Below are 25,816 nucleotides of genomic sequence, written 5' to 3'. Positions count from 1 at the left end.
CATCACCCAAGCCCTGAGGTAATGCCTAGCCGGTGCAGCAAGTGCGCGTCGCGATCACGCTCCGGATTGTTGGTCGTCAATAGCACATCGCCAATGAAGAGCGAATTCGCGCCGGCCAGGAAGCACAGCGCTTGGAGTTCATCGGTCATATACTGCCGTCCGGCAGACAAGCGCACTACGGTCTTCGGCATCATGATCCGTGCGGTAGCAACTAACCGCACCAGAGCGATCGGATCGGGACGTTCCGCAGTGTCATTGACCGGCACGCCGTTAACTTTGTTCCACAGGTTGATCGGCACGCTTTCCGGATGGTTGGGAAGATTGGCAAGAAGCACCAGCATGCCCAGGCGGTCCTCGGCACGCTCTCCCATACCGATAATGCCGCCACAGCAGACCTTGATGCCCGCCTCGCGGACATGCGCAAGCGTGTCGATGCGATCCTGCAGGGTGCGGGTGGTGATGATCCTGCCGTAGAACTCTGGAGAGGTGTCGATGTTGTGATTATAGAAGTCGAGCCCAGCCTTGGAGAGCCGCGCGGCCTGTTTAGGCGTCAACATACCGAGCGTGACACAGGTTTCCATGCCGAGCCGCTTGACTGCGGCAATCATGTCGCAAACCTGATCAAGATCGCGGTCCTTTGGACTCCGCCAAGCCGCGGCCATGCAAAAGCGACTCGCGCCAGCATCTTTGGCGCTTTGCGCAGTGGCTATCACATCGTCGCGATCCATCAGGCGGGTTGCTTTCAAGCCGGTGTCGTAATGCGCGCTCTGCGAGCAGTAGCCGCAGTCTTCTGGACAGCCGCCCGTCTTGATGCTGAGCAGGCTTGCAGTCTCGATGTAGTTTGGATCGAAGTTCGCGCGATGAATGCTCTGCGCCTGAAACATCAGGTCGGCAAATGGCAGGCCATAGAGCGCTTTGGCCTCGGAGCGCTCCCAGTCGCTACGGACCGGCGCCCTGCTGCCGCTCCCGTTCCCTTCAGTCTTCACAGCAGGCATCATTCGACTTATTCGTGTTACGACAGATTGATCAGATCGCAGGAGCTAGCTGAGCATAAGAGCGCATCGACATCTAAAGACAGCGGAAATCCTCCGCAATTGCAGAAAATATGCAAATGGAGGGGCGCCGCGGCAGATTTCGACGCTGCGTCATAAGCGATATGTATGGAACAGCTCGCTTCCTTTTACGTCAAGTGCGCCGGACTATAAGGAGAGAACCGAGACAATCTCGCGATTCCAGTGCTCGGGCGAGAATAGCCGCAGCTTGGCCGGTTAGTGTGAAAGCGCCGTCCTCCTGCGAAGATTACCCGAGAGGGCATGATGGAGCCCACCATGGAGTGCACTGTTCTAGGCCACACCTCAAAGCACTGGCCCAAGAGGTGAGCCTGAACCGCCGAAGTACGCGCGGATCTCTCTGAACACAAAAGAGATCGATGAGATGCAGAGGCGATCAAGCGGGCAAAGGATCCAGCTGATGTTGCTGAAGCACGAGACGCAGCTCGACCTCCAGGATGCCGCGGGTGTTGTGAGCAACAGGTGCCGACGCGCACTGCACTTATCAAATCAGTTGCGTTCCGTCGAGCTCAAACGAGGACTCCGCTCTTCGCGAACTTAGGTGAACGTTTATCGTCTGGTTGCTGCAGCATGCTTCGAAGGGACGTTGGAGCGAACGTGATAACGCCGTCATTCACCAACGTTTCATAGGCCGCGCGCTCGATCCCGAGATACCGCTCAAGAACCAGCCAGCTGTGCTCACCGAGTAGTGGCGCCGGGGTGTGAGCCTCGGGACGATTGCCTTCTTGCGTGATAGCAACACCTGCTTGGCGCTGCGGTCCTGAAATACCGCGGATCGATGAAGAAGCCCGGCTGCGATGAGGTGTGGACTTTGAACGATGTCCTCGGTGTGCAAGGCGGGCGCCGCCGCAACATCAACCCTTTGGAGTCTCGCATCCGCTTCATGCGGCTCCTGCATTTTCGTCGAGGCTGAGATAGCAGCATCGATATCATCATGATGGTGCTTTCGCGATGCAGCCGAGTCGAATGCGGCATCGCCGATCGATTCGCTGCGCCCGATCACGCGCGCTAGGCTAGCGAACGCCTCCGTGCTGTCAACAGAGATGGCAAGCCAACGGTCCTCCCCCGCGCACAGGTAGATGCCGTGCGGCGCAAAGTGCGGATGCCTGTTCCCCCGCCCGCAGCGGAGCGTTGGGAGCGGCTTGATATCGCAGTAAGGCCGGCGTGGTGAACTGCAGCATGAAATCGACCAAGCCGAGATTGACGTATTATCCCTCGCCGGCATGGCGTTTGTGGACAAGCGCCGTAAGGAGCGCCCCACAGCCGTAGAGCCCGCCGACCGGATCGCCGCAGGCTAGGTGCGCCATCGACGGCGGTGTACCGGAATTGCCTATGCAATGGGGCAGTCCGGATCCTTGTTCCAATGTTGAACCGTATGCACGCGTGTCTGACCAGGCTTTGCCGATTCCGAACGCCGACATCTGAAGTCATGACGACGTTGGGATTTACCGTGACGAGATCGCCGTACCGAGGCCTAACTTGTCCATCACGCCGGCAGCCTGCTTCTCGATGACAGCATCGCCCCTGACGACAAGCGCGAGCGCTAGCTTCTTACCTGCAGCGTTCTTGAGATCGAGGCTGATGCGACGCTTGCCGCGATTGAGCGCGCAGTAGTGCTTGGAGTCTTCATATTGCTTCGCGATATATTCCGGCGTCCAATTCATCTCTCGCCACCAATCGCGATAGCGGCCGGCCTCAACTTTCAGAACCTCCGCGCCAAGGTCAGCGAGCAACCGGCTCGCCAGCGGTCCGGCCCACTTCATGGTGAAATCAACAACAGTGAGGCCGGATAATGACAAGTCATTCTGAGCGGCTCGGCCTTCTGGTGAAGGAGCGGACGACGGCGGTAGAGCGATTTCCTCGCCGTCCACTGCGTTGAGTGTTCTGCTCGTCGGCGTTTTGCTGAGACCGGAGGGCGTGCGAGGCACCCTTAACTGGCCGCCGCGCGTGGAAAGGGTTGCGACTCTCGCGCCGCAAGGATCGGATGGCTCAGAATTCCGGCGGCGTCCGACAGGACGACGATCCGCACCCGGCGGCCAAGTTCGGCCCACAGCAGAGCTGTTCCCGCGCTCAGAGCACGAATCATTGCCTGCTCGACTTCATCGAGCCGTTTAAACCGCAGCTCTCTCGTCGCGAGCTTTTCCTCGGCCCTTTCTCTCTCCATCTTTAGGCGACGCACAGCAATTTCCAATGATCCGGCGTTGTCGCAGTAATGCCAACCGATGCCAACCGAGCCTTCCTTGCAAGGGTAGATGCCAACTGGACCATTCGACGAGAAGCGGTTGATGCCGTACCGCTCTAGCGGCGCGTCTCGCTCAACAAGGTGAATATCAGCCATCGTAGTTGCACATCGAACAGCGGGATCGTGATAATTCCGAGCCAGAAGCCTGGGATGGCAAGGGCGCCGACGGAGAGTACTGTGGCAACATGATCAGCAAATCGTCCGCGACAAATCGCGGACGCGATGCCCACTGGCAGCGAGAGCACAAGCGCGAGCAGCGCACCCATCATTCCAAAGCCGAGAGTGACCTGGGCCGCTCCGCCAGATCGCCGGCCACTCGACGATTGGTCTGTATCGAGCGGCCGATGTCACCTTGCACGATCTTGCCGAGCCTGAGCGCCTGTTGAAGAACGACCGGCGATGGAAACTATGTTCCTTGCGAATGACATTGAGCTGCTGCTCGTCCAACAACTCGCCGGGGCCAACGAAAGCGCGCGCCGAATGGCCGGGAATCGTCTGCAGCATGCCGAAGATCACCGGTAACGATGAACAGCACCGGAATTGTTTGGAACAGCCGCCGGAGCAGTAAGCCAAAGCATTAGCTCCGTCGCCGCATGTGCGCCCACGACATTCTTTCACGCTCCAGCTGCTCGGAGCTTGGGAGCAACCTACGGTGATTATCGCCGTCCAACAGCGCTCAAAGCAAATCTAAGGCGAGCTTATGCCTAAAGAGCACGAAGATCGACCCAACACTGCAGAAAATCCTGCAATATAACGATCCTGTTTCCGACGTCGACGCCGGGCCATATGGGCCGTCGAAGCGGATCAGCAGCCCCCAAACGGCTTCTGTCGCGTCCACAGCCGACGCCATCGCCCGCACTACTGCGGCCCGGGATAGCTTGTATACGCCTACTGCACGTTCTCGACCGTCACCGTTGTGGCCCAGTTTTGGTTACTTACTGCCAATGCATCATCGTCTCATTATACCATTTTTTTGGGTAAGCCTCGGATGAAAAGATTGGCCAGATGCCAAACCTTGTCGTTCGATCTTCCGGGGGCTGCCGATCAACACCAGACAATAACGCTTCAATCGTCTTCTCTTGTGCGCCGTGGACGCCGGTACGATCGCCATGGGCAGCTCGGCGATGCCAATTTGAAGACTAGCGATGCGCACGATCACGGCCCTTTAGGGGAGCCCACTTCAAGAGGAGGCAATTGAGGTATCATGGCTTCGCCGCCCGGCGGCCGCCACTTCTCCCATCGGATTTCCCCACGGCCGCGTTTCGATGAATTGGAGGACCGCTCGTCCCTTCTCGGGATACGCCAGCCACTGTTTCTTCGCTCAACGAACGGTTGAGAAAAGGTCGAGATTCGGTGCACGCGGCCAATCTCCTGGTGCGCCCATCAACTCGCGTGCTCGTTGCGAATATGGCCATGTCGCGCTTAAGCTCCGCCATCGAGCCGAACCCATCCGCGCATAGCTTACCAAAATCAGGACTGCGACCTGGAAGTTCATCTGAACATCAATTCCTTCGGGCCTACCGCCATATCGTCGGCGTTTCGGAAAGGGCTGCAACCGATTTGCTTGAGGCCCTTGGGCGTAATCTCACCTCTGCTGGCGGCTTCCAAAATCCTCGAGGCGACGCGCGGTGGCCTCCCGCGATAGATTCTGGTAAACCTCATCGAGGACGGCGCGAGGAGCGCGGTGGTAGCGGCATCGGGCACCAAGGCGATCTCCCATTTGCAAGCAATGGAGATATTGTGGATTTCGCTTCAAGGGGATTCAAATGTATTATCCGCTACTCCGGTCCCGCAGAGGGTAGACAATCCAGTCGTCCGTTAAGCACTCGATTTCAGCGGTGAGCGGTCGCGGGTGGCTGCGATGAGGGTGGTCAGGATCAGGCGCCAAAAAGCTCTCAGCCAGGCGGGGATGCGGCGGAAGTTGTGGCCGACGGCCGAGAGGATGACGTTGGCCGCATCGCCGGCGCGGCCTTTGAGGTAGCAGCGGCCGAGGTGACCATCGGTCTTCAGGTGTCCGATGATGGGTTCGATGGCGGAGCGGCGGCGCAGCTCGCGCTTGATGACCCCAAAGACGCCGCGCTTCTGGCCGGAGATGAAGATGCGGCGGGGATTTTGTGCGTCGTGGCCGCGGTATCCGTTGTCGACGTCGGCCCGCTCGATCGCGCAGCCGGTGAGTGTCTCGGTGCGGTCGATGACGTCCCGCAAGGTGTGACCATCATATGGGTTATCGGGTAGCGCCCTGGCGTGCAGCACGAACAGGCCGCCGGGAGCACGGCGGTTGTTGGTGACGATGGAGGCTTTGGACCACGCCCGCGTTGCAAGAGGAATCGACAAAGGGATGAAGCGGTTTGCGCCAATCTATCCGGTTTCAATTTGGGGCTGTTGCCCCGAGCCATCATGGATATCCGCTCACTTCTGTCCTCAATAACTCGCCGGCCTCAAGAAGGGCCATGGAGTCGAACCAGGCTTCAGGAGTGTCGGTGGAACCGTTTCTCCATTCGTCCTTTCCGTCTCGCAAACCTCGGCGGGTTATTGTGCCTTCTGATCCCGACCTTGGATTTTCCTTTCCGGCCCTGTTTCTTATGCGGTGCGGCCCAGGAGGTTGGCGTCTTAGTCACGGCCCTTTGCGAGCATGCTCCAGGCCATGCGCGCAAGTTTTGCGGCCAGGGCAACAACCAAGACATTGGAGTGGAGCCGCTTCGACGCTGCCTCTAACCAGGCTGCGAAGCCATGCCGAGGCCAACTCTGACGCTGCAGAAGTACGGCTCTGGCACCTTGAATAAACAGCGTTCGCAGGTACCGATTACCGCGCCTCGATATGCGCCCGAGAATGGTTCGATCGCCGGTCGAGATTTGCTTTGGTACCAGACCAAGCCATGCTGCAAAGTCTCGGCCTTTATGGAAGGCATCACCGGTTCCGATGGCGGCGACCATCGCGCTTGAGATGATCGGCCCGACGCCGGGCGCACTCATTAGGCGGCGACAGTGTGGATCTTGATCAGCGAGTTCGTCGATTTCTTTCGTCATTGACGCGACCCGTCGGTCGAGATAGCGCCAGTCCTCGGCCAAGTCCTGAATGAGCTGGATCACGCGAGGCGATAAGTTGTCGTTTGGCGCTGAGAGAATCTGAGGAAGTGCCAGTCGGAGTGCTGCCGCTCCCTGCCGCACTGGTAGCCCTCGCTCAAGCAAAAAGCCCCGGATTTGATTGATGACCGCCGTTCTCTGCGTCACCAATCGACTGCGAACTCTGTGTAGTGCCTGTAAATCAAGTTGTTCGGCTGACTTCACTGGAACGAACCGCATTGTCGGCCGCTGAGCGGCCTCGGCGATCGCTTCAGCATCCCGAAAGTCATTTTTGTGACCCTTGAGGTATGGTTTGACGTACTGCGCCGGCAAGAGCCGTACTTAATGGCCTAATTTCTCGAGCCTGCGCCCCAGAGGATGTGCGCCTGCACACGCCTCCATTCCGATCAGACAACGCGGAATATTGCCCAGCGACTGGTCAAGCTGATTTCTCGACCGCTTCTTGCGTAGCGTAATTGCGCCTGTGGCATCGAGACCGACGACGTGGAATGTGTTCTTCCCGAGATTGATGCCGATTGTGACAAGGTTCGTATTCGACATGGCTTGCGCTCCTGCTGCTGCCCCCCGCCGGGCTGCACGTTGCCGCTGAGAGCGGGCGTGGTCCATGCCATTAACTCGTAAGGCGCGGCAGCCTTGCCCTTGCCGATGCACTCCACCTCCCGGGCGTGGAAGGAATAAAGCTTCCAGCCCCGCTGACGCTGCTGTTGCGAGCGGATCTGCGAAGTCCCGGCTGAGCGGGAGGACGAAGGCGTTCTCGAGCACAGCTCGACCTTCGATCTTGCGGCCGATATCGCGGATGATCCGGCCCAGCCGGCTGCGCAGGATGCGCAACTCCCGCTGATGCCGCCTGAATTGCTTGGCATGGGCGTAGCGTCCCGCCATCATTGCCGCGGTCTTGGCGACGCGCAGATAGGACTGACGCAGCTTGACCCCGTGCTTTCTCGCCATGTGGTTGAGCCCCTTGATCGCTGCGTGCAGCAGCTTGGCATCGGTCGGGAAGGTGATCGCCTTCAGCTGCACGGTGGTATCGACCGTGACACGCTTGAGGTCCTGGCTGCGTAACGCACCGGCTTCGTGCGCCACCCGCAGGCTCTCGGCCAGCAGCAGCTCCAGCTTGTCGCCGAGCCGCTTGCGCCAGTGGCTCAAATCCGAGCGCTCGTGCGGCAATGAATGCTGGAAGAACTCTTCGCCGGTGAAGTACTGGAAATACGGGTCGTGGACCCAGCGCTCGCACACCCCCTCGTCGGACAGGCCGTAAATCTGCTTGAGCAGCAGCAGCCCAATCACGAAGCGGGTCGCGATGCCCGGCCGGCCGTTCTCGCTGTAGAGCGGCGCGATCTCCCCGTCGATCCAGTCCCAGTCGACCCTGCCGGCGAGCTGAACCAGCTCGTGCTTCATATTGATGATCTGGTCCAGTCTGGCCCGGAACAGATCGCCCGATCCCATCGCCTTCTGCTTCTTCGGCCGCATCGCCCCCTCCGATGCGAGGAGGGAATCATGACTGGCGATTCGACGGAATCCTGAAAATGAAATTGCAAGGTTCCGATCCCCGAAGCATCAACACCCTGCAATCGCAAAAAAGCCGGTCTGCCAGATTACGATTCCACACGGACGACAATCCAACCACGACGCGTTCGCGCCAAGACAAACGTCTTGGCGATGAACTCCTCATACACGCCGGCACGCGCCCTCAAGAATAGGGTGCTCTTTGCAAATTTCTGCAGCAGTAGCGACGAGTATATAGCTTTGCGCAAAGGAGGAGAACTTGCGCAACAGATTGCCGCCAAGCGCGTCCGGGCCGCGTCGCGCGTAGCGCAATGGGTCTATTCGGCGGCGGCGAACATATGGAAAGCTAGCTATTCGGCTCCCGCAGGTAGAGCGAAGTGATAGAGTGTGGCCGGCGATGTTTCGAGAATTTTACGTCTGAGATCAGCCTCGGGAACACAGCGATGAAGCCAATGCATGGTTTCGGCATAGGCGGCGCGGCGGTCGAGAGGGGCACCAATATGCGGCCAGTCGGATCCCCAGACCAGACGTTCCGGGCCGAGAGTTGAGATGAGGCATTCACATGCGCGGGCCGCGTGTAAGGCGGTCGTGCGATAGGGCGCCGAGAGTTTGACCCAGACTTGACGGGTTGCGGCGGCATCCAGCAACGCTCCGAAGCTGGGATCACTCTCTGGTCCAGCCTCGGAATCGAACATGCCGAGATGAGCGAGAACAACTTTCGCACTTCGCTTAAGTACAAAATGTAGAGCTTTGATGAGCTCGCTCCCGTGCAGACCGAGTTCAACATGAATGCCGCAGGAGGCGGCGGCGGACACCAGATCGGCGTAGGCATCCCAGTCAGGCATCTCACGAGAATAAAACATCGGGAAGCGCAGACCGGCCACTCCGGAAGCAGCCAGCCCCGGAAGCGCTGCAGGATCTGTATCGGCGTCGAGCCAAACAACGCCGCGCAAGTTCTGCGGCCGAAGTGCCAGCTCTTTCAACAGATGGCTATTGTCGAACCCGAGAAAGCTCGGCTGGGTCAGCACGTAGCGTTGAATGTTGCAAGACGTACCGACAAGCTCGAGTTGAGCAACCGAGGCCGGCTCTTCGGGGTGAGGAAAGCGCGGCGATGCGACGTCTCGACTTGAGTCGAATACGTGGACATGGCAATCGACAGCGGCCCCGGCTTGCTGGAGGATTGACCCATTGCAATTGGTTGATGAGTTGTTCATTCATTATTCCGTCGTTATGGAAGGACGACCACCATCTCCACTTGAGCCGGCTGGATCGGGTACATGCGTGCCGCAGGATCAGCGCGATCGCGCAATGTCAGCGTCCGCTACTGTCTCGCAGCGAAGTGGCCCGGCTCAAACGCAAATGCGCGCCCCGCATGCAACCCGCCTTGGTATCAGGCTGCGGATCCTCTGTTTGGGTCTGTAGTGCGCTAACCTGGCCATGTTTCGACACACCTCATACATGGACCTTTGCGGTTTCGACTTCCTGGCCGCGAATGATTTGCGATAGCCCGTCGGTGATGCCAAGTTGGTCAGCAACTGCCGATCGGCTTCGCTGCGGTATTGTGCAGCTTCAGGTTTTCGTTCTCCGAGTAGGTAAGCCTAAAAGTCGCCACGAGTGATGTCAGCTCTTACGTTCGAATGAGTCTTGGTTCTTCTTCGACTACATTCTTTTTATGCCCGGAGGCGCGCGAGGAGCGCGGACTTTCTAGTCTTCGTCGCCCGCTGGCACCAAGATTCGGTTAGTTCAAGGTTCGCAGCTGCTCGGTGCGTTTGCGCAGAATATGCGCAGTGGCGAGGAGCACAGCTGCTAGAAAGATTGTGAGCGTCGATACCGCCGCAATCGTTGGATTAATCTCCAAGCGCACATCGTCCCACATGCGCCGTGGCAACGTGACCGCGCCCGATCCTGACAGAAACAGTGCAACGACCACCTCGTCGAAGGAGGTGATAAACGCGAACAACGCGCCGACGAGAACGCCCGGCCGGATTAGCGGCAAAGTCACCTGCCAGAACGTGCCGGCGGGCGTGGCGCCCAGACTAAGTGCCGCTTGTTCAAGTCTGCGGTCGATGCCGGCTAGGCTGGCGCCGACGCTGGTCACCACGAACGGTACGGCGAGGCAGGTGTGCGCCAGCACGATCGCAATCGGCGTGCCAACGAGGCCATAGCGAGAGAATGTGTAATAGATCCCGATCGCCACTACGATCACTGGCACGATCAACGGAGATAGGATGAGACTGGTCGCGACAACCTGTAGAGCGCGCGGCAGGCGTGTGATACCTATCGCAGACAGTGTCCCGAGCGTTGTCGACAACAGCACAACGCAAGCGGCGATCCAGATGCTGAGCCAGGTTGAGTCCAGCCAGTCGGTGTTGCCGAAGTAGGCTCGGTACCATTTAAAGCTGAAGGCTGGCGGTGGGAAGGTGAGGTAGTTCGCCGATGAGAATGACAATACGAACACCACGAGGATCGGGAAGGCGAGGAATAGCAGGATTAGCCCTACGATCGTCGTCGGCAGCAGGCGGGTCGCCAAGTTCAGCGCGGCGCTCATCGCAGATTCATCCGAAAGGCGTTGCCGACGCCCGGCAGGCGCTGTGCAACAGCAAGGAGGCCGAGCGCGGTCGCGAGTAGGACAACGGACAGCGCCGCCGAATAGCCCCAATTGAACTGTTCGACCTGCTGAGCGATCAACATCGAGAGCGTGACGTCGCGCGAGTCGCCCAACATAGCGGGCGTGATATAGAACCCAAGCGCCAGTACAAACACCAGCACCACGCCAGCGGCCGCGCCGGGCATTGATAAGGGCAGGATGACCTGCCGGAATGTGCCCCATGGCGTGGCGCCGAGTCCCGCGGCTGCGCGCGCCAGCGACGGGTCGATCTGCCGGAGCGCATTGGCGATCGGCAGAATCATGTAGGGCAACAGGATGTGCGTCATAGCGATCTCAGTTGCAAGCGTCGTGTTAAGTAGCCGGATCGGTTGCGCGATTAGCTCGAGTGCCAGCAGAGCCTCGTTGATCAGGCCGTGACGGCCCAGCAGCACCATCCAGGCATAACTGCGCACGAGGACGGAGGTCCAGAAAGGCAAGACGATGACGACCAGGATAAGGGGTGCGCTCGAGCGAGCGCGAGACAGCGCCAGGGCCACTGGATAGCCGAGCGCCAGCGTGGCGAACGTTACTACAAGAGAGGTTTTGAGCGTAACCCAGAAAACCTTGAGGAAGACCACATCCCTTGGCAGGGCCGTGTAGTGATCAAACGACCAGGTAGGATCGTTGAGACTGCGCAGCAGCATCGATACGACCGGCACAGCGTAGAACGCCAGCATGTACAGCAGCAGTGGGGTCGCGAGCAGCAACGGAATGCGCCACTCGAGTGCGCGATGCCGCCGGTGCGGTTGCCTGCGTCCGAGCAGGACAGGCGGGGGTGGAACCGTGATCACCTCAGCCATTGCTCGCCTTACACAAGAACCGTGTCCGCGACCGACCACGCGATCTCTGTACGCTCACCAACCGCTCGGCGCCGGATCGCTGCACTTGAGGGCTCCTTGAGCACCATTGTGGTCCCATCATTGGTCTTCAGCACAAAGCGGCAACGCTCGCCGGCGAAAACGGCCTCGCCCACGGTAACGCTCATCCGGTTAACGCCGGACTCCGACTCGTCAGGCGTGTCCGCGAAGCGCAGGCGTTCGGGCCTGGTCGTCAATGTAACCTTGCTGCCGGTGGCCGGCCGTACGGAGGAGACAGCCCGCACTAGGACGCCGTTGCATTCTGCGACAACGACGCCGTCTTCGAGGCCGCACACGACAGCTGGCAGAAAGTTGGACTCTCCGATGAAACCTGCGACGAAGCGATCGCAGGGACGGTCGTACAGATCCTCCGGCCGGCCGACCTGCGCTATCTTGCCCTCGTTCATGACCGCGACGCGATCCGACATGGTCAGCGCTTCTTCCTGGTCGTGCGTGACGTAGATAAATGTGATGCCGAGATCGGCATGCAGCCGGCGCATCTCGAACTGGAGGGTCTCGCGCAGCTGCTTGTCGAGCGCGCCCAGTGGCTCGTCCATCAAGAGCAGGCGCGGCTTGAAGACGATAGCGCGCGCAACTGCCACGCGCTGCTGTTGACCGCCGGACAGCTGGCGCGGATAGCGCGCGCCATAGCCCGGCAGGCGCACCATCTCAAGCGCCTCGCCGACCAGTCTCGCCCGCTCCGCCTTTGGTACGCCGCGCTGCTTCAGGGGAAAGCCGATGTTCTGGGCCACGGTCATGTGCGGAAAGAGCGCATAGTTTTGGAATACCATGCCGATATTGCGATGGTAGGGTGCCTTTTCGACCACCGACACCCCGTCAATGGCGATGTCCCCAGTGCTGGGAACCTCAAAGCCAGCGATCATCATGAGCGTGGTCGTTTTGCCAGAACCGCTGGGGCCCAATAGCGTAAGAAACTCGCCCGAGCAGATGTCAAGCGACACCCCGGCCACAGCCGTGGAGCGGGCGTAAGTCTTCGTCAAGTCGGTCAAAGATACCGAAGCGCCGCGCATAGGATCATCGTCTTGAGCGAAGACGCGGGAACTTAATGTTTGCTCCATAGAATCCTGCTTAAGGCGCCGTTACGTTGCGGATGACAAAGAGCGCACTAGCCCAGCAGCCACTTGTTGAATTTGGCCTGAGCCATGTCGCCGTTGTCGATCCACCAGTCCATATTGTGGACGAGCATCTGCTTCTTGTTTTCAGGTGCGCTCGGCAGCATCGCTAACCGCAGTGGAGGAATGTAGTTATTAGCGCCGACATTGGTAACGCCATAGGGAGTGGAGAGCGCGAAGCGCGCCTGCGGAATTGGCATGGTCGCATAGGCCACGAACTTCATGGCGTTTGCCTTGTTCTTGGCGCCCTTGAGGATGCCCCAAGCATCGGAATTCAACATTCCCTGGTTCCAGCAGATCGCCGCTGGTACGCCTTGCTCCTGCAGAGCCATCATGCGAGCGTTCCAGACGGTAGTCATGACGACCTCGCGATCAGTTAGCATCTGCGTCGGCTGGGCGCCGGTCTGCCACCATTTAACGACGCTCTTCTTTATCTTGTCATAGCTTGCCAGGGCCTTATCGACATCGATTGGATAGATCTTGTCGGCGGGCACTCCGGCAGCCATCAGAGCGAATTCCATCTCCGGGGGAACGTCCCCGATGCCGAACATCGCACGATCGCCGGGGAACTTCTCGGTGTCCCAGAAATCGGCCCAGCTCACAGGTGCGGCGCCTTTGAAAGCGTCGGTGCTGTAGGCCATCACTTGGGCCCATATCTGCATCTCCACACCATATTCGAGGCGATGTTCCTTGGGCACGCCGTCGTCGATCAATGAGTAGTCGATCCTCTCGAAATAATCGCCCGCCTTCATCAGCTTCGCGATCGTGGTGCGGCCGGTGTGGATCACGTCCCATTCGACATTGCCGGTTTCGACCATCGGCTTGATTTTTGCCGTGCTTGCAGGGAAGACCCGAACCTTGATGCCTGTCGCTTTCTCGAAAGGCTCAAAATATGCCTTCTGCTCTGCCTCCTGCGTCGTGCCCCCCCATTCAGCGACGCGAACCTCTCCCGAGCCTTTCAGAATGTCCGGTACGGTCGTCTGCTCGGGCAATACCAATTGGGCGCTCGCCGGGCGAATTACAAAGGGCGCTGCGGCTCCGGCAACGATCAGGCCGGCAGCGCGGCGGCGACTGATAGCCCGTATTGGGTGTTTGTCCATGAAACCCTCCTGCCACTCGTCATTGCAACTTCCGTGGATCGGCCTGGGACATTGGGGCTCTCCTAGCCATGACAGCAAGATGAGTTCAAGGATACGTCGCGATCACCCTCGATCGTCGAGGCCCGCTTGTCATCCGGTTCGTCACGACAGTACATTCTCTCCTGCGGGAGTAGATCGCCTTTCGCGTCCTTATCGTATGATCGTAAGGGCCTCCTCACGTATAAAAGCGCTGAAAACTTGTCGAGGATCAAGGAAATTCTGCGAAAGAAGGACGCCTCCTGCTTTTTAGATGCAGATCCATTCGCGACGAAGGCCGAGGCCGCCGGCGGAGATATCATCCGAAGTTGCGACGGCGTCTGGGCGCTCCGAAAACGTCTCGAACGGAAAGCCCGGCAACTCCGATTGGACGGCGACGCTCAGATTAGACGATCGCATGGCCGGCAGATCATCCATTACTCAATCGAATCGTGCCAGTCGGCATCTGGTGTTGCCGCTGCGCGGGGATGGCGGTCGTTTTTGACCTTCGCCAAGTTGCGATCGTACTTAAAACACGGTGGTCTAGTCCTTGGTTGTACCGGTCGCACCGCCAACACCGAGTTTAAACTCCTACTTCTGGCATGCTCGAAACAAGCTCCGCGCCTTCGGTCTAAGCCGCTAGGGCGATCGTCGCCACCCGCGAGTTAAATCCAGATGCACCGACAGGGCGTGGTGGTTTTCTTGAACCGGAGAAGCCGGAAAACCTACGCACGCCATACCCTTGCGGATCATGCGCGATAAAGTGTGCGGGGCGTACGGCTGAGTATCTCCGCCCCGTTCTCCGTCACTACGACGTGCTCGCTACACCCGAATATGTAGCCGCTGTCTCCGAAAAGATGGATTGGCATGTGGAAGGTCATCCCGGCCTCGAGGAGGTGCGTCGCCCCCGGCTCCAAGCTCACGTTACCGCGGTGACCTGACCAATGGGGGCAGGTTGAGTATCCGGTCCGATGGCGCAGAGCCTGCGGACTTCCGGCTCGCTCGACAACCGTTCGGGCAGCGGCGTCCACCGAACCTGCAGTGACACCCGGTCTGATAGCGGCGATTGCAGCCTCGAGGGCCTCTTCCGCCAGGGCATGCAGAGCTTCGGTCTCGGGATGCCGACCAAGTACGGCGCCTCGGCACACGCCGACGGAATAGCCGCTCTTTGCGCCGCCACATTCGATCAGTGCGGGTTGATTGTTTCTGATTGGATGCTGCGCCGGGGATGGGTGTGGTAGCTTGGCCCGTTCGCCGAAAGCGAGAACCGGCATCACGAGTCTGCCGCCAGCCTTGTTGAGAGTCTCACTGAGCGTGTCAGCCATTTCCGTTTCAGTGATGCCTTCCCGAAGAGACCCCTGAAATGTCTTTATGGCCAGATCAGTCAGAGTCATGGCGCTGCGCATGACCTCAAGTTCCAACTGGCCTTTTACGGCCTTAGCCAAACGGACCACATCGGTCGCGTCTGTGACCTTCATCTCTGGGAGTTGTGCTTGAAGGGCGCTCACGTCTGCTGGCGCGAGCCCCCAGGCGTCAAGCTCAAGGCCTATCTTCTTTGCCTGTAGTCCATACTGTCGTAGAACGTTGGCAGTTTGTTTGGCAAAGTCCGGCCGATGAATATAGGTAACGATCTCGTCGATGCAGCTGTTTGCACGCACCGCAGCCTCATCATAGGCCCGAACAACAAAGATTGGCGCTCGTCCAGGCACAAGAATTAGGGGAAACGGCGCGAAGTAGGCGCCAGTAGAGGGGTCGTATCCGGTCAAATATTGCAGGTGAGAATGGCCGGTGACCAATAGCGCGTCAAGTTTAGTGCGCGCCACGTTCTCGAGCACTTTCTTTTGGCGGCGCTCATACTCTGATCTTGGGAATGGGATACCGGTTAGAGGAATCGCTGAGAATGTCATGACTGGAAATTACCTCTACCTGTCCCAATTGTTTACTCTACCCAGACCCCCCGCGACGAGTTCTGAGAGATCGGTAGGCATCAAGGACCTAAGCAAAGCATAGCGCGGCCGAAAGCCGACTTTCTCCAAAAGCTGCGCCAGCACGGACGAAATTCTGCACTGGGACGCGACATTCGAAAACGCCCCTAACGCGCTTTGAACGACTCGTCGCCTCACCGCGGGTGGAGGTGAGCGAGCGACGCGTAGTATCCAGGCGATCGTAATGCCGGCATGATAGAAAGCTATTGCACGAGTTCGTTTTGACGGGGGCCTCGAGGCTTCCTGTATCGAATAGCTACGCGCAGGCCATACGAACCTTCATGGGATCGTACAGCGGTTGTCGGTCGGGGCAACCTACCGCCCCGCGAGCTGACGGAAATTCGATCAGTTCAGGCCGCCTACTATAAGTCACCTGGTGTGTTGCTTCGGCCCTAACAAAACAGCGCGAGGCCCGGACGTTTCGGAAGAAGAACGCATCGGCCTTGTACATCTCTACGAGCATTCGTCCTCACTCCGCAGGGCATGCTAGCCTCGGAAGAAGAAGCAATATTGGCGTCGAGCTCGAGCCGCTTGGACCCCGGCCAGGAAGCCATGTAGTTCGTGCTGCAGCCGAGAGCTTTCCTGAGACAGGAGCTCGGCAGCTAGCGTCCAACGCAAAGCGGTGACGGAAGTCCCTTGTTTCTGGCGCAGGCGTGCTCGAATGCGTGGGCCCAGAAGAATTCGCCGTTTGCGATGGCCTCTTTGATCAACGGCACGGCCGAGCCGCCGGCGCTCGGGGGTCGTAAACTGAATGTCGTCTTCAGTGAACACCGTATGGATCTGATAGGGAGCGGCTGCGATCAGGCGCGGCAGGAAGTCCCTCGATACAGCCGTGGTAGCCCTTTCGTGTAGTTCGACATAGGCGAATGCGGTCGATCGCCACAAACATGTGGAGCTTGCCCTGTTCGGTTCGCACCTCGGCAATGTCGATGTGGAAGAAGCCGATCGGATAGCTCTTGCTTCTTCTTTGCTGGTCGGTCGCCTTCAACGTCCGGCAGTCGGCCGATCCCATGGCGCTGCAGGCAGCGATGCAATGATGAGCGTGTCAGATGCGGGATCGTTGGCTGCAGCGCATAGAGGCAATCATCGAGCGGCAATAGCATGTAGCGCCGGAAGGCTACGATAACCGCCTCTTCTTCCACGGACAGCACCGTCGATTTGCCTGCCTGGGGCCGGTTGGGAGGTCGGCAAGCGAAGTCCGCTTCTTCCATTTGGCGACGGTGTTCTAGTTGATCCCATAGCGTTTAGCCAGGGTCCTCAGACTCACTCGACTATACTGTATCGCTGGACGGATCGCCTCTGTCGTCGTGGCGCTCCCATGAAGAACCTGGCCCATAGCGCATCCTTTGATTCGGTAGACAAGGATGCCTCCATCAAAATCTGGGATCAAACATCTAGCGACGTGTTGGACAAAGCTTGAAATTTTGCCAGAAGCCGGGAGAGTGTTCTCAACACGCGGCATGAGTCGTCAGGTGTTACGGATGCCGCGCAGGCGCTCCGATCGCCTGCGGAGTAGCTCGACAGCGGTCAACATGCCGATGGAGAACAGGATCAACACAGTGGCGGCGGCGATGATGGTTGGACTGATTTCCTCTCGCATGCCGGAGAACATGACCCTCGGCAGCGTACGCTGCTCGGGGCCTGCGATGAAAAGCGCGACTACTACCTCGTCGAACGAGGTGAGGAAGGCGAAGAGCGCGCCAGAAATGAATCCAGGCATGATCAGCGGTAGAGTGATTTTGAAAAATGCTGTGATCGGCGGCGCGCCCAAGCTCGATGCAGCCCGAACGATCGAATGGTCGAAACCCTTCATGGTTGCGGTCACGGTAATGACGACGAAGGGAGTAGCCAACGTTGTATGAGCGAGAACCAGGCCGATATACGTGTTCAGCAGCCCCACATTGGCGAAGAAGAAGTACACTCCGACTGCCGTGATGACGACCGGCACGACCATGGGGGCGATCAAGAGGCCCGTGATCGCTGTGCGCCAAGGAAAGTTGTTTCGGCTGAGGCCCAGCGCAGCCAGTGTGCCAAGCACGGAAGATAGCAGCGTCACGGATATCGCAATGAAAATCGAGTTGAGTAGCGCGCCCTGCCATCGATTCGTGAAAAAGAACTCCTGATACCAACGCAGTGACAGCGACGGCATCGGATAGGTGAAGAAGGGCACGGAGTTGAAGGAGAGCGGCACAATGGCAAGGATCGGTGCGATCAGAAATAGAAGCACTGCTCCACAGATCAGCCGGTGCAGGTAGCACCAGCCCTTTTCGATCGGAGAGACATAGGCGGAAGCACGCATGTTCTACCCCATCTTGATCCGGTCGATGCCGATTAACTTATTGAAGACATAGTAGAGCAGCAGTGTCGCTGTTAGCAGAATAGCACCCAAGGCCGAGGCCATTCCCCAGTTTAGCTCTTCGTTGGTGTACAGCGCGACGAAATAGCTGATCATCTGGTCGGACGCTCCCCCGACGAGTGCCGGCGTGATGTAATAGCCTAAACACATGATGAAGCTCAGGAGGCAGCCTGCGGCGATGCCCGGCAGTGTTTGCGGGAAATAAATTTTCCAAAACGCATAGAACGGGCCGGCGCCAAGCGAGCGCGCGGCGCGGACGTGGCTAGGCGGAATGGTCCTCATCACGCTATAGATCGGCAGGAGTGTGAAGGGGAGCTGAATGTGGGTCATGGCGATGACAGTGCCAACTCGATTGAAAATAAGCTCGGCAGGCTTCGATATGAAATGAAGCGCCATGAGCACTTCATTGACCACGCCGTGCTGTTGCAAGAGAATGACCCACGCGGTTGTACGCACGAGCACCGAGGTCCAAAGCGGCAGGAGGACCATGATCATCAGCAGATTGCTAGTCCTGAGCGGCAATGTTGCGAGGAGATAAGCTACTGGAAAGCCGAGAAGGAGAGCCGCCGCCGTGACGCTGATACTGATGCCGATTGTGCGCACGAACACATCCCGGAAGACTGCGGTATCAGGAGGTGAGGCAACGATGTGGCCGTCGGGGCCGTACTGGTAATCGATCGAACGAAGCAGGTAATAGGCAGTGTAGCCGGAGATTTCGCGTTTCAGCAGAGTCCAGACCTCGTGCCGTTCCCACAGCGGACTAATCTCGATCAGCGCTGCCTTGTAGGGACCGGATGTGAGAGTGCTCGCCTTTGCGGCGCTCAAGGTTAGCTGACTGATTGCGCCAGGCAATTCGTAGTTGATTCGCGTACCGATCTCGGAAGCGGTCATCCGTTCCCGGGACCTTTTGAGATCTTCGGCAAGCGCCGCATAGACGGCTTCGTCTGGCAGGTCTTTGCCGTCCCATTCTCTGAGCGCTGCCACAGTTCTTGGCATTCGAATCAGCAACGTGTCGTCATGAACGGCGTTGAAAATCATCCGGCCGATTGGCAGGACGAAAGTGATTGCCATGAAGAGCAGCAGCGGTAGGACAAGCAAGAAGGCCTGCAGCTTGCGCCGACGTTCGAGGCGCTTCAGCGTGATCCGCAGCGGAATTTCGTACGGGCCATTGATTGGGGCCGCGATCATTGCCATCGAACTCATCCATAAGGCCGCGGGACGCGTTGAGCTCCACGCGTCCTCGTTCTTTGTGGTCGTGTTACTTCGCGAGCCAGTTGTTGAAGCGCTGGCGCAGTTCGGCGCCTTTTTCAGCCCGAAAGGCCGGATCGACCATGACCAAATTGGGTAGATGATCAGGCGCAGTCGCAAGGTGGGGCATGATTGCTGGATCGACCAGAGCCATCGCGTCTTGGTTGAGGGACGAGTAGGTGATATAGCGGGTAAGGTCAGCCTGAGCACGGGGCGCCGCTGCGAAGGCGATGAACTTGTATGCCTCCTCTCTCCGCGGCGTTCCCTTTGGAATGGCCCAGACGTTCACAGTTAAGCCGGCGCCATCCCACATCATCTCAAAGTGTTTGCCGGAATTCTTGTTGGCATCGTCTATGCGGCCGTTGTAAGCCGTTGTCATAACGACCTGACCATCGGCTAGAAGCTGCGGCGGCTGGGCACCAGACGTCCACCAGATGGTGTCTTTCTTGATCGTGTCAAGCTTCTTGATGGCGCGGTCGACGCCTTCGGGCGTACGGAGAACCTTGTAGAGATCCTTGATGGCTACCCCCTCGGCCATAAGGGCCAATTCGAGATTGCCCTCGAAACCCTTGTAGAGTCCGCGCTTGCCTGGAAATTTCTGCAAGTCAAACAGGTCAGCGACGGTCGTTGGGCCATCCGGCAGCTTATCCTTGTCATAAGCGATACCGGTCGCAAGGACTTCAGCTGGCACCCCGCACTCATACATGTCGGCTCCGAGGAATTTCGACCGGTCGAGGCCCAATTTGTTCCAGTCGATCTTTTCGACAAGGCCTTGGTTGCACAATTCAATCGTCCACAGGGAGTATTCGTTGATCACATCCCAGCTGACGCTCTTGGACTCGACCATAGCGCGGACCTTTGCGATCTCGCCGTTGTACTCGTCTTCGGTAATCTTGATCCCGGTCTCCTTCGTGAAAGGCTCGAAGAACGCTTTGCGTTGTGCCACCTGAAAGGCTCCCCCCCACGAGACGACCGTGAACTGATCGGCCGCTAAAGCAGGTTCTAGCGCCAGCAAAGCCATTGTCCCCAGGCTGGCGACTTTCACGAGTTTGTTCATCATCCAATGTCTCCTCTATGGCTCAAAAACGTGATACGGCATCAAAGAAACATCCGGCCAGCGTTACCGCACAGCAGCTGTCGTGCCCTTCAATAACTCGAGCGCACGGCAATCCTCGGTTTTCCAGCCTACGGTAATCGCCGCTCCGGCATCGAGCTGTGCAATACCTTCGGAATTCGGCAGCTTGACCACGAAATCATCGTGCCCGCAGACCGAGAGGCGAGTGCGCACATGGTCCCCGAGGTAAATCAGCTCCTTCACCCGGGCATCGAAGATGTTCGGCAGCGATCCTGGCGTAGGATTAAGCCTCACGCGCTCGGGCCGCAGCGATAGCACGGTCGGTCGGCCGACGGCCTCAACATTGATCGCCAGCGCCTTCACAGTGCCGGCACCGGAAATCTCCACGTTGCATGTCGTGCCGTTGATTCCCAGAACGTTCCCGTAGAGGCGGTTGTTCTCACCGATGAATTGCGCCACGAAAGCGTTCGTCGGCCGCTCATATAGCTCGTCGGGCGCAGCAAGCTGCTGGACGACCCCATCGTTGAATACCGCTATTCGGTCCGACATGGTCAACGCTTCGCCTTGGTCGTGCGTCACATAAACTATCGTGACGCCGAGATCCTCGTGAATGTGCTTGATCTCGAGCTGCATCTGCTCACGCAGCTGCTTGTCCAGCGCTCCGAGCGGCTCGTCCATCAGAACGAGCTTGGGCTCGAAGACGAGCGCGCGGGCGAGCGCGACGCGCTGCTGCTGGCCACCCGAAAGCTGGCCGGGTCGGCGCGCGCTGTAGGCGCCGAGCTGAACCATGTCGAGCGCTCGCTTGATCCTAGCCTCGATCTCAGCTCTACCCAGCTTGCGGACCTTAAGCGGGAAGGCAAGGTTGTCCTTTACGGTCAAGTGCGGAAACAACGCGTAATTCTGAAACACCATGCCGATATCGCGCTTGTGAGGCGGCATTTTATCGATTGGCCGACCCGCCAAGTGAATCGAGCCGTGGGTGGGAGCTTCAAAGCCGGCGAGCATCGTAAGCGTCGTGGTCTTGCCGGAGCCGGAGGGCCCCAGCATCGTCAGAAATTCACCCCGGGCGATTTCCAAGTTGAGATTCTTAACGACCAGCGTTTCGCCGTCATAAGTCTTCTGGACCCCGGAAAACTTCACAAACGCATTGTTCGTGCATGGCATTGGCCTTCCCTTCCGGTGCCTTCTGGCGTTCCCCCTACTCTCCCGTCGAGGACCAGCCATGATGTTCGTCCTGACGGATGCAGGTTCCTGCGCCGATGCCTTTGCTTTTCACAAAGCATTCTGCCGAGCCCATAGCGCTGATTTCCGTTAATATGCCCCCTCCGACGTCTGAAATTCTGCACGGCATCCCCCAAGTGCGAACACCTTATGTCACCGTGATCACGGACTTGGATTGATTAACCCGGAGAGTAAAGCGCTCGGACCGCGGCTGAACGAGGGCACTTCCTGATCAAGTGCTGTAATCCTTGCGGCAAGCCGCACCGGCATCCGCGCTCTGTATGTGCCCTTTTTCTCCCTCCGCCAACATCAATGAGACGAGAGCGAGGGAGTGATCTGTACCTTCGGTGTCATGCGGCCGAGGCGCGCTGCTCACTATGCCAGAGCCATGTTACGCGGACGAGGGCATCTCTTCTGACGAACCGCATCGATTTATGCTTTCGAGGAGATCTTAAAAAAGGCGAGCTGAGGCGACCGTCGAGATGCGAGGTATGATGCGGGAAGTCCATCTCGCTGGAGCGATCCGACATGCGCTGCGGGCTCATCCGTAGCGCCTATGAGGGCTGGATTAACGTCGGACGTGGTGCCCCATCCCATCGCCCTGAACCGCACGAGGCATTCACATATGGGCCAGAATGATGTGAGCGCGAACTCTTGGTCGGATTAGCCGAACCGCATTGGCGGTCGCTGACCTGCTCACATGCAACATTCAAAAAATGATTGAGCGCCTTGCCCTCTGGGGTCCTGACCAGAACGAGATCTAGCGTACATCCCACTCGCGCTAATCAGACCAAGCTTTGAGACTCGGTGGCCGAGGGCGGTTTTCAAATCAGTCGGGCCCAATCGCTAAGCAGGTGCGCAGGTTTCACGCGACGTTGAGATTTTCTCCCCACCAGAGGCCCCCGGCGGGCATGCCGGAGGCCTCCTTGGAGGTCAAACTTCACTGAATAGAGCCGCTTCGTGTTCTCCCTTTTGCTGGTTGGACAGAAAACTCACCAGTTGCGCTGAGCACGGAGAAGCAGCGTGAGGCTGTTCTGGTCCTTCAGCTCGTAGACAGCTGCCGGCTTGGCAGTGGCAGCGCTGCCCGCGTAAACGACCGCACCAAAGTATTTCTGGTCCAGGCGGCTCCAGTTGAGATCCGCCGAGAAGGTTAGGTTTTTGACGGGGGTCCAGCGCGTGATGACACCGGCCGACATGACGTTGAAGTCCGGGTTACACGTCGAACCGGTTACGAGAAGAGCACCCATGGCGGTGCTACCGCAAATGAAGCCCTTCGCCGCATCGGTGTAGCGGACCGCAGCCCACATGCCATAGATGCCCGTATTCCAGTTCGGATCCCAGTTGTGGGTGTAACCACCGTTGAAGCCGTATGTCTTGATTGTCTGCAGTCCAGAGCCAGCGACAAAGACGGCATCAGGTGCACTGGCAAAGCCGACGCTTTGATATGCGCCAGCCAAACCGGTGCCGCCAAACATCGAGAACGCGATGGGAGCCAAGTCCTGAGCATTGTAGCGGGTCGCGCCATCCGTATAGACACCTTGGATGTTGATGGTGTCACCCGCACCAGTCGGGATGTTCTTGATGGACAAGGCCAATTGAAGCGCCCAACCCCATTTGTCGCCGGGATGACCAGTGGTCTCGTCCGCTCCGTAATAACCAGCATGATTGTCGTGCGCCGCTACCGATGCCTGGAAGAGACCCCAAGCCTGGTCGACGCGAACCATACCTACGAGGTCAGGAGACCGTGAACCACCGATGTCGTTCAAGCCATAGGCGCCACCGACGATGCCCGACGATGTAATGCCCGACACGTTGACAAGGCCGGCTTGATAGTACTGGACCTGATCCTGGGCCGAAATCGCGGCTGTTACGCCCTGACCAAAATCGGCGGTGTAGGTGAACTGGTTCACGCCAGTGACCGTGCCCCCGCCGCCCCAGAGACCATCGAAGTTGTTGGCCGGATAGTTGGTCCAAGGAGCGCTGAACTGTGAAACGGCCTTACCCAGTGTGAAGCCAGCGAACTGGATAAAGGCGTAGTAGACGCCCAGCGAACCGCCGGCGATCGAACCGCTGCCGTTCGTGCCAGACGGAGCCGCGTCGTAAGCCGTCGCACCGCCAGTGAGGCCAGTACCGCTCCCAGCATAACCACCCGTCGTCCACGAGAACACGCCATCGAAGAAAGTACGAACCACGCCGTACTCGGTCGCGGTACGCGTATCGATGTTGAAATCTTCCCGCGAGCGCGCGGTGTAATAGTTGCTCAGGCGGTTATGCGCGGCACCGACGCCGCTGCTGGTCCAATTATAATGACTATTGGTGCCCAGCGCGACTTCAGCGCGCAAGTAACCACCGAGCTTGATACAGGTGTCGGTGCCTGGAATGTAGTAGAAACCGGCACCATAGAGCGAGCAGATCTTCACGTACTCGACCGCTTTGGCCTTCACCGGAAGATCGGCTGCCTGCGCCCCGGTACCCGCCAACATTGCCGCGGAGCCGAGGATAAGACTTTTCATCGTTCGTTTCATAAATGAATCTCCAAGCTGGAAAACTCGCCGTTCAGAGATCCGCCGCGGCCAACTCTCCTCGGTGGGCAGGTGCTCGACGGAACGACTTCGAGGCGCCCCTCGCCGTCGAGCGACACTTATTTAGCGCCATTGATTTATGCAATTAATTAATTTGTTACATCGTCATTACGATGTTCGGTGTCACCCTTGAGCAACATACCCTTGGGGTTAAAGCCGTCGCCATCGTCTTGTTTTCGAGTTTCCCTACAAAAAAGAGCCCCCGGGGGGCATCCCGGCGGCTCTCCTTGGAGATTTAACTATGATCGTCAGAAGAACCTGAGCGATCTGAGGTGGCTACTAGCATAATATAATTGTATATGTCAATTTATTTTAGAAGCCGCCTCTGGTCGTTGCTCGTTGGGAAAAGCGTAGATAGGCCTACGATGCACCGCACTGTCAGGGGTCTCCGCACATCGCCGCCCGATTTGCCAAGAACGTCGGCTGCGTCTTTGAGTTCGGCATTGATCGAAACTGATTCTATTGTCTGAATTGATGCGACTCGCTTTCATCATGTTCGTTCCGCACTAGGAATACGATCTGAGGCGCTTCAATTGTTAGCGCAGCGGCAAGGCTCAGGCTCGCATCTCCCCTTAATTCAACCGGCATTTCCGCGGGGAGCAACGGGGTTGATTAGGTTGTCGGCGTTCGTGAATTTTCCAAAAGGTGTTCACTTTCATAAGCCGTGCGTTCATACGATGGAGGTGCAGTGACTAAAGCGTCATGGGGTTAGGTTGAATCGATTTGGGATTCCCGAATCAGCTTGTTTCTGATTCACCATGCTGGCTGGATTGGAGGCCAGCATGGATGGGCAAGCCTTATTCTCTGAATCTCCTTCTCTGGATCTCCGCAAGCGTGTCGTGGCCGCGATTGAGGACGGGATGTCCCGCAATCAGGCAGCCAAGCAGTTTGGGGTGACGATCAGCACAGCCATTGGATGGATGCAGCGGGTCGAGGAGACCGGCAGCGTTGAGCCAGGTCAGATGGGCGGTCATAAACCGAAGGCGGTGTCGGGGACCACGCGGCTCGGCTGTCGCGACGGATCAAGGACGGCGATTTCACCATACGGGGGCTCGTTGCCGAGCTTGCCGGTCGCCTGAAGGTCCACTACCACTCGCTGTGGGACTTCGTTCATGCCGAGAAGCTCAGCTTCAAAAAGCGTGGCGGCTGGCGAACGTGAACGACCCGAGGTCGCGCGACGAGCCCAGTAGATAAATTATCAAGGTCGCGTCGAAGCTGAGCGACTGGTCTTCATCGACGAGACCTGGACCAGAACCGATATGTCGTCCTTGCGGGGATGGGCGCCGCGCGGACGCAGGCTTCACCCCAAGGTTCCCCACGGCCGCTGGAAGACCATGACCTTCGTGGCGGCCCTACGCCATAATCGGATCGATGCTCCATGATCATCGAGGGGCCGATCGATGGCGTAAGCTTTCGTACCTAATCGAGAAGGTCCTCCCTGCCCGTCCTGCGACCCGGAGATATCGTCATTTTGGATAACCTCGGCAGCCACAGAGGCAAAGCGCTTCGCCAACTCATCCCTGCGGTCGGCGCCAAACTATTCTTCCTGCCCAAATACTCGCCTGACCTGAACCCGATCGAACACGTCTTTGCCAAGCTCAAGCACCTGCTCCGCAAAGCTGCCGCGCGGACCGTCGACGCGGTCGTCCACGCACTCGACGCCTTCACGTCCGAGTAATGTGCCAACTACCTCAA

13 protein-coding genes and 6 pseudogenes are annotated in these 25,816 nt (G+C 58.4%); 1 reads left to right on the top strand and 18 read right to left on the bottom strand.

Features of this window, described 5'->3' with window-relative positions; all coding sequences use genetic code 11:
* Window positions 1-2: 2 nt before the first annotated feature.
* The 18 genes and pseudogenes from bioB to QA642_RS39315 all read right to left on the bottom strand — a co-directional run bounded on the left by bioB (window position 3) and on the right by QA642_RS39315 (window position 24,064).
* The gene (gene bioB / locus QA642_RS39400) at window positions 3-998 is read right to left on the bottom strand and encodes a biotin synthase BioB (protein WP_283081685.1); all 996 of its coding nucleotides are present in this window, start codon (window positions 996-998) and stop codon (window positions 3-5) included.
* A 1,280-nt stretch (window positions 999-2,278) separates the two neighbouring features.
* Window positions 2,279-2,833 (bottom strand): annotated as a pseudogene (locus QA642_RS39395) (CoA transferase).
* Between the two features lie 167 nt (window positions 2,834-3,000).
* Window positions 3,001-3,408, bottom strand: a complete 408-nt coding sequence (locus QA642_RS39390) for a hypothetical protein (RefSeq protein ID WP_283081684.1) — start codon at window positions 3,406-3,408, stop codon at window positions 3,001-3,003.
* A gap of 1,797 nt (window positions 3,409-5,205) precedes the next feature.
* A pseudogene (locus tag QA642_RS39385) lies at window positions 5,206-5,613 on the bottom strand (IS5/IS1182 family transposase); the annotation flags it as partial.
* 309 nt (window positions 5,614-5,922) lie between these two features.
* Window positions 5,923-6,936: pseudogene (locus QA642_RS39380) on the bottom strand (IS110 family transposase).
* A 74-nt stretch (window positions 6,937-7,010) separates the two neighbouring features.
* Window positions 7,011-7,866 (bottom strand): annotated as a pseudogene (locus tag QA642_RS39375) (IS5 family transposase); the annotation flags it as partial.
* A 386-nt stretch (window positions 7,867-8,252) separates the two neighbouring features.
* On the bottom strand, window positions 8,253-9,116 hold the full coding sequence (locus QA642_RS39370; RefSeq protein WP_283081683.1) for an amidohydrolase family protein: 864 nt from the start codon (window positions 9,114-9,116) through the stop codon (window positions 8,253-8,255).
* A gap of 524 nt (window positions 9,117-9,640) precedes the next feature.
* The gene (locus QA642_RS39365; protein WP_283081682.1) at window positions 9,641-10,450 is read right to left on the bottom strand and encodes an ABC transporter permease; all 810 of its coding nucleotides are present in this window, start codon (window positions 10,448-10,450) and stop codon (window positions 9,641-9,643) included.
* Entirely contained in the window at window positions 10,447-11,349 is a 903-nt protein-coding gene (locus QA642_RS39360; protein ID WP_283081681.1) for an ABC transporter permease, read from the bottom strand. Before QA642_RS39360 ends, QA642_RS39365 begins: the two co-directional genes overlap by 4 nt.
* 8 nt (window positions 11,350-11,357) lie before the next feature.
* On the bottom strand, window positions 11,358-12,437 hold the full coding sequence (locus QA642_RS39355; protein WP_283081680.1) for an ABC transporter ATP-binding protein: 1,080 nt from the start codon (window positions 12,435-12,437) through the stop codon (window positions 11,358-11,360).
* 95 nt (window positions 12,438-12,532) lie between these two features.
* A complete protein-coding gene (locus tag QA642_RS39350; protein ID WP_283081679.1) occupies window positions 12,533-13,639 on the bottom strand; it encodes an ABC transporter substrate-binding protein in 1,107 nt (368 codons plus the stop codon).
* Between the two features lie 764 nt (window positions 13,640-14,403).
* Entirely contained in the window at window positions 14,404-15,561 is a 1,158-nt protein-coding gene (locus tag QA642_RS39345; protein ID WP_283081678.1) for a Xaa-Pro peptidase family protein, read from the bottom strand.
* An 819-nt stretch (window positions 15,562-16,380) separates the two neighbouring features.
* A pseudogene (locus QA642_RS39340) lies at window positions 16,381-16,975 on the bottom strand (IS481 family transposase); the annotation flags it as partial.
* Window positions 16,976-17,107: 132 nt separating this feature from the next.
* Window positions 17,108-17,938, bottom strand: a complete 831-nt coding sequence (locus tag QA642_RS39335; protein ID WP_283081677.1) for an ABC transporter permease — start codon at window positions 17,936-17,938, stop codon at window positions 17,108-17,110.
* 3 nt (window positions 17,939-17,941) lie between these two features.
* A complete protein-coding gene (locus QA642_RS39330) occupies window positions 17,942-19,198 on the bottom strand; it encodes an ABC transporter permease (RefSeq protein ID WP_283081676.1) in 1,257 nt (418 codons plus the stop codon).
* A 55-nt stretch (window positions 19,199-19,253) separates the two neighbouring features.
* Window positions 19,254-20,303, bottom strand: coding sequence for an ABC transporter substrate-binding protein (locus QA642_RS39325; RefSeq protein WP_283081675.1), 1,050 nt, complete (start codon window positions 20,301-20,303; stop codon window positions 19,254-19,256).
* A 60-nt stretch (window positions 20,304-20,363) separates the two neighbouring features.
* Window positions 20,364-21,482, bottom strand: coding sequence for an ABC transporter ATP-binding protein (locus QA642_RS39320; RefSeq protein WP_283081674.1), 1,119 nt, complete (start codon window positions 21,480-21,482; stop codon window positions 20,364-20,366).
* Window positions 21,483-22,531: 1,049 nt separating this feature from the next.
* Window positions 22,532-24,064, bottom strand: a complete 1,533-nt coding sequence (locus QA642_RS39315; protein ID WP_283081673.1) for a porin — start codon at window positions 24,062-24,064, stop codon at window positions 22,532-22,534.
* 839 nt (window positions 24,065-24,903) lie between these two features.
* Between QA642_RS39315 and QA642_RS39310 the strand changes: the two are divergent.
* A pseudogene (locus tag QA642_RS39310) lies at window positions 24,904-25,799 on the top strand (IS630 family transposase).
* Window positions 25,800-25,816: the final 17 nt, after the last annotated feature.

Source organism: Bradyrhizobium sp. CB2312, assembly GCF_029714425.1.
Taxonomy (GTDB): Bacteria; Pseudomonadota; Alphaproteobacteria; order Rhizobiales; family Xanthobacteraceae; genus Bradyrhizobium.
The sequence above is the reverse complement of the archived record's forward strand: the minus strand, read 5'-3'. Positions and strand labels throughout refer to the sequence as shown.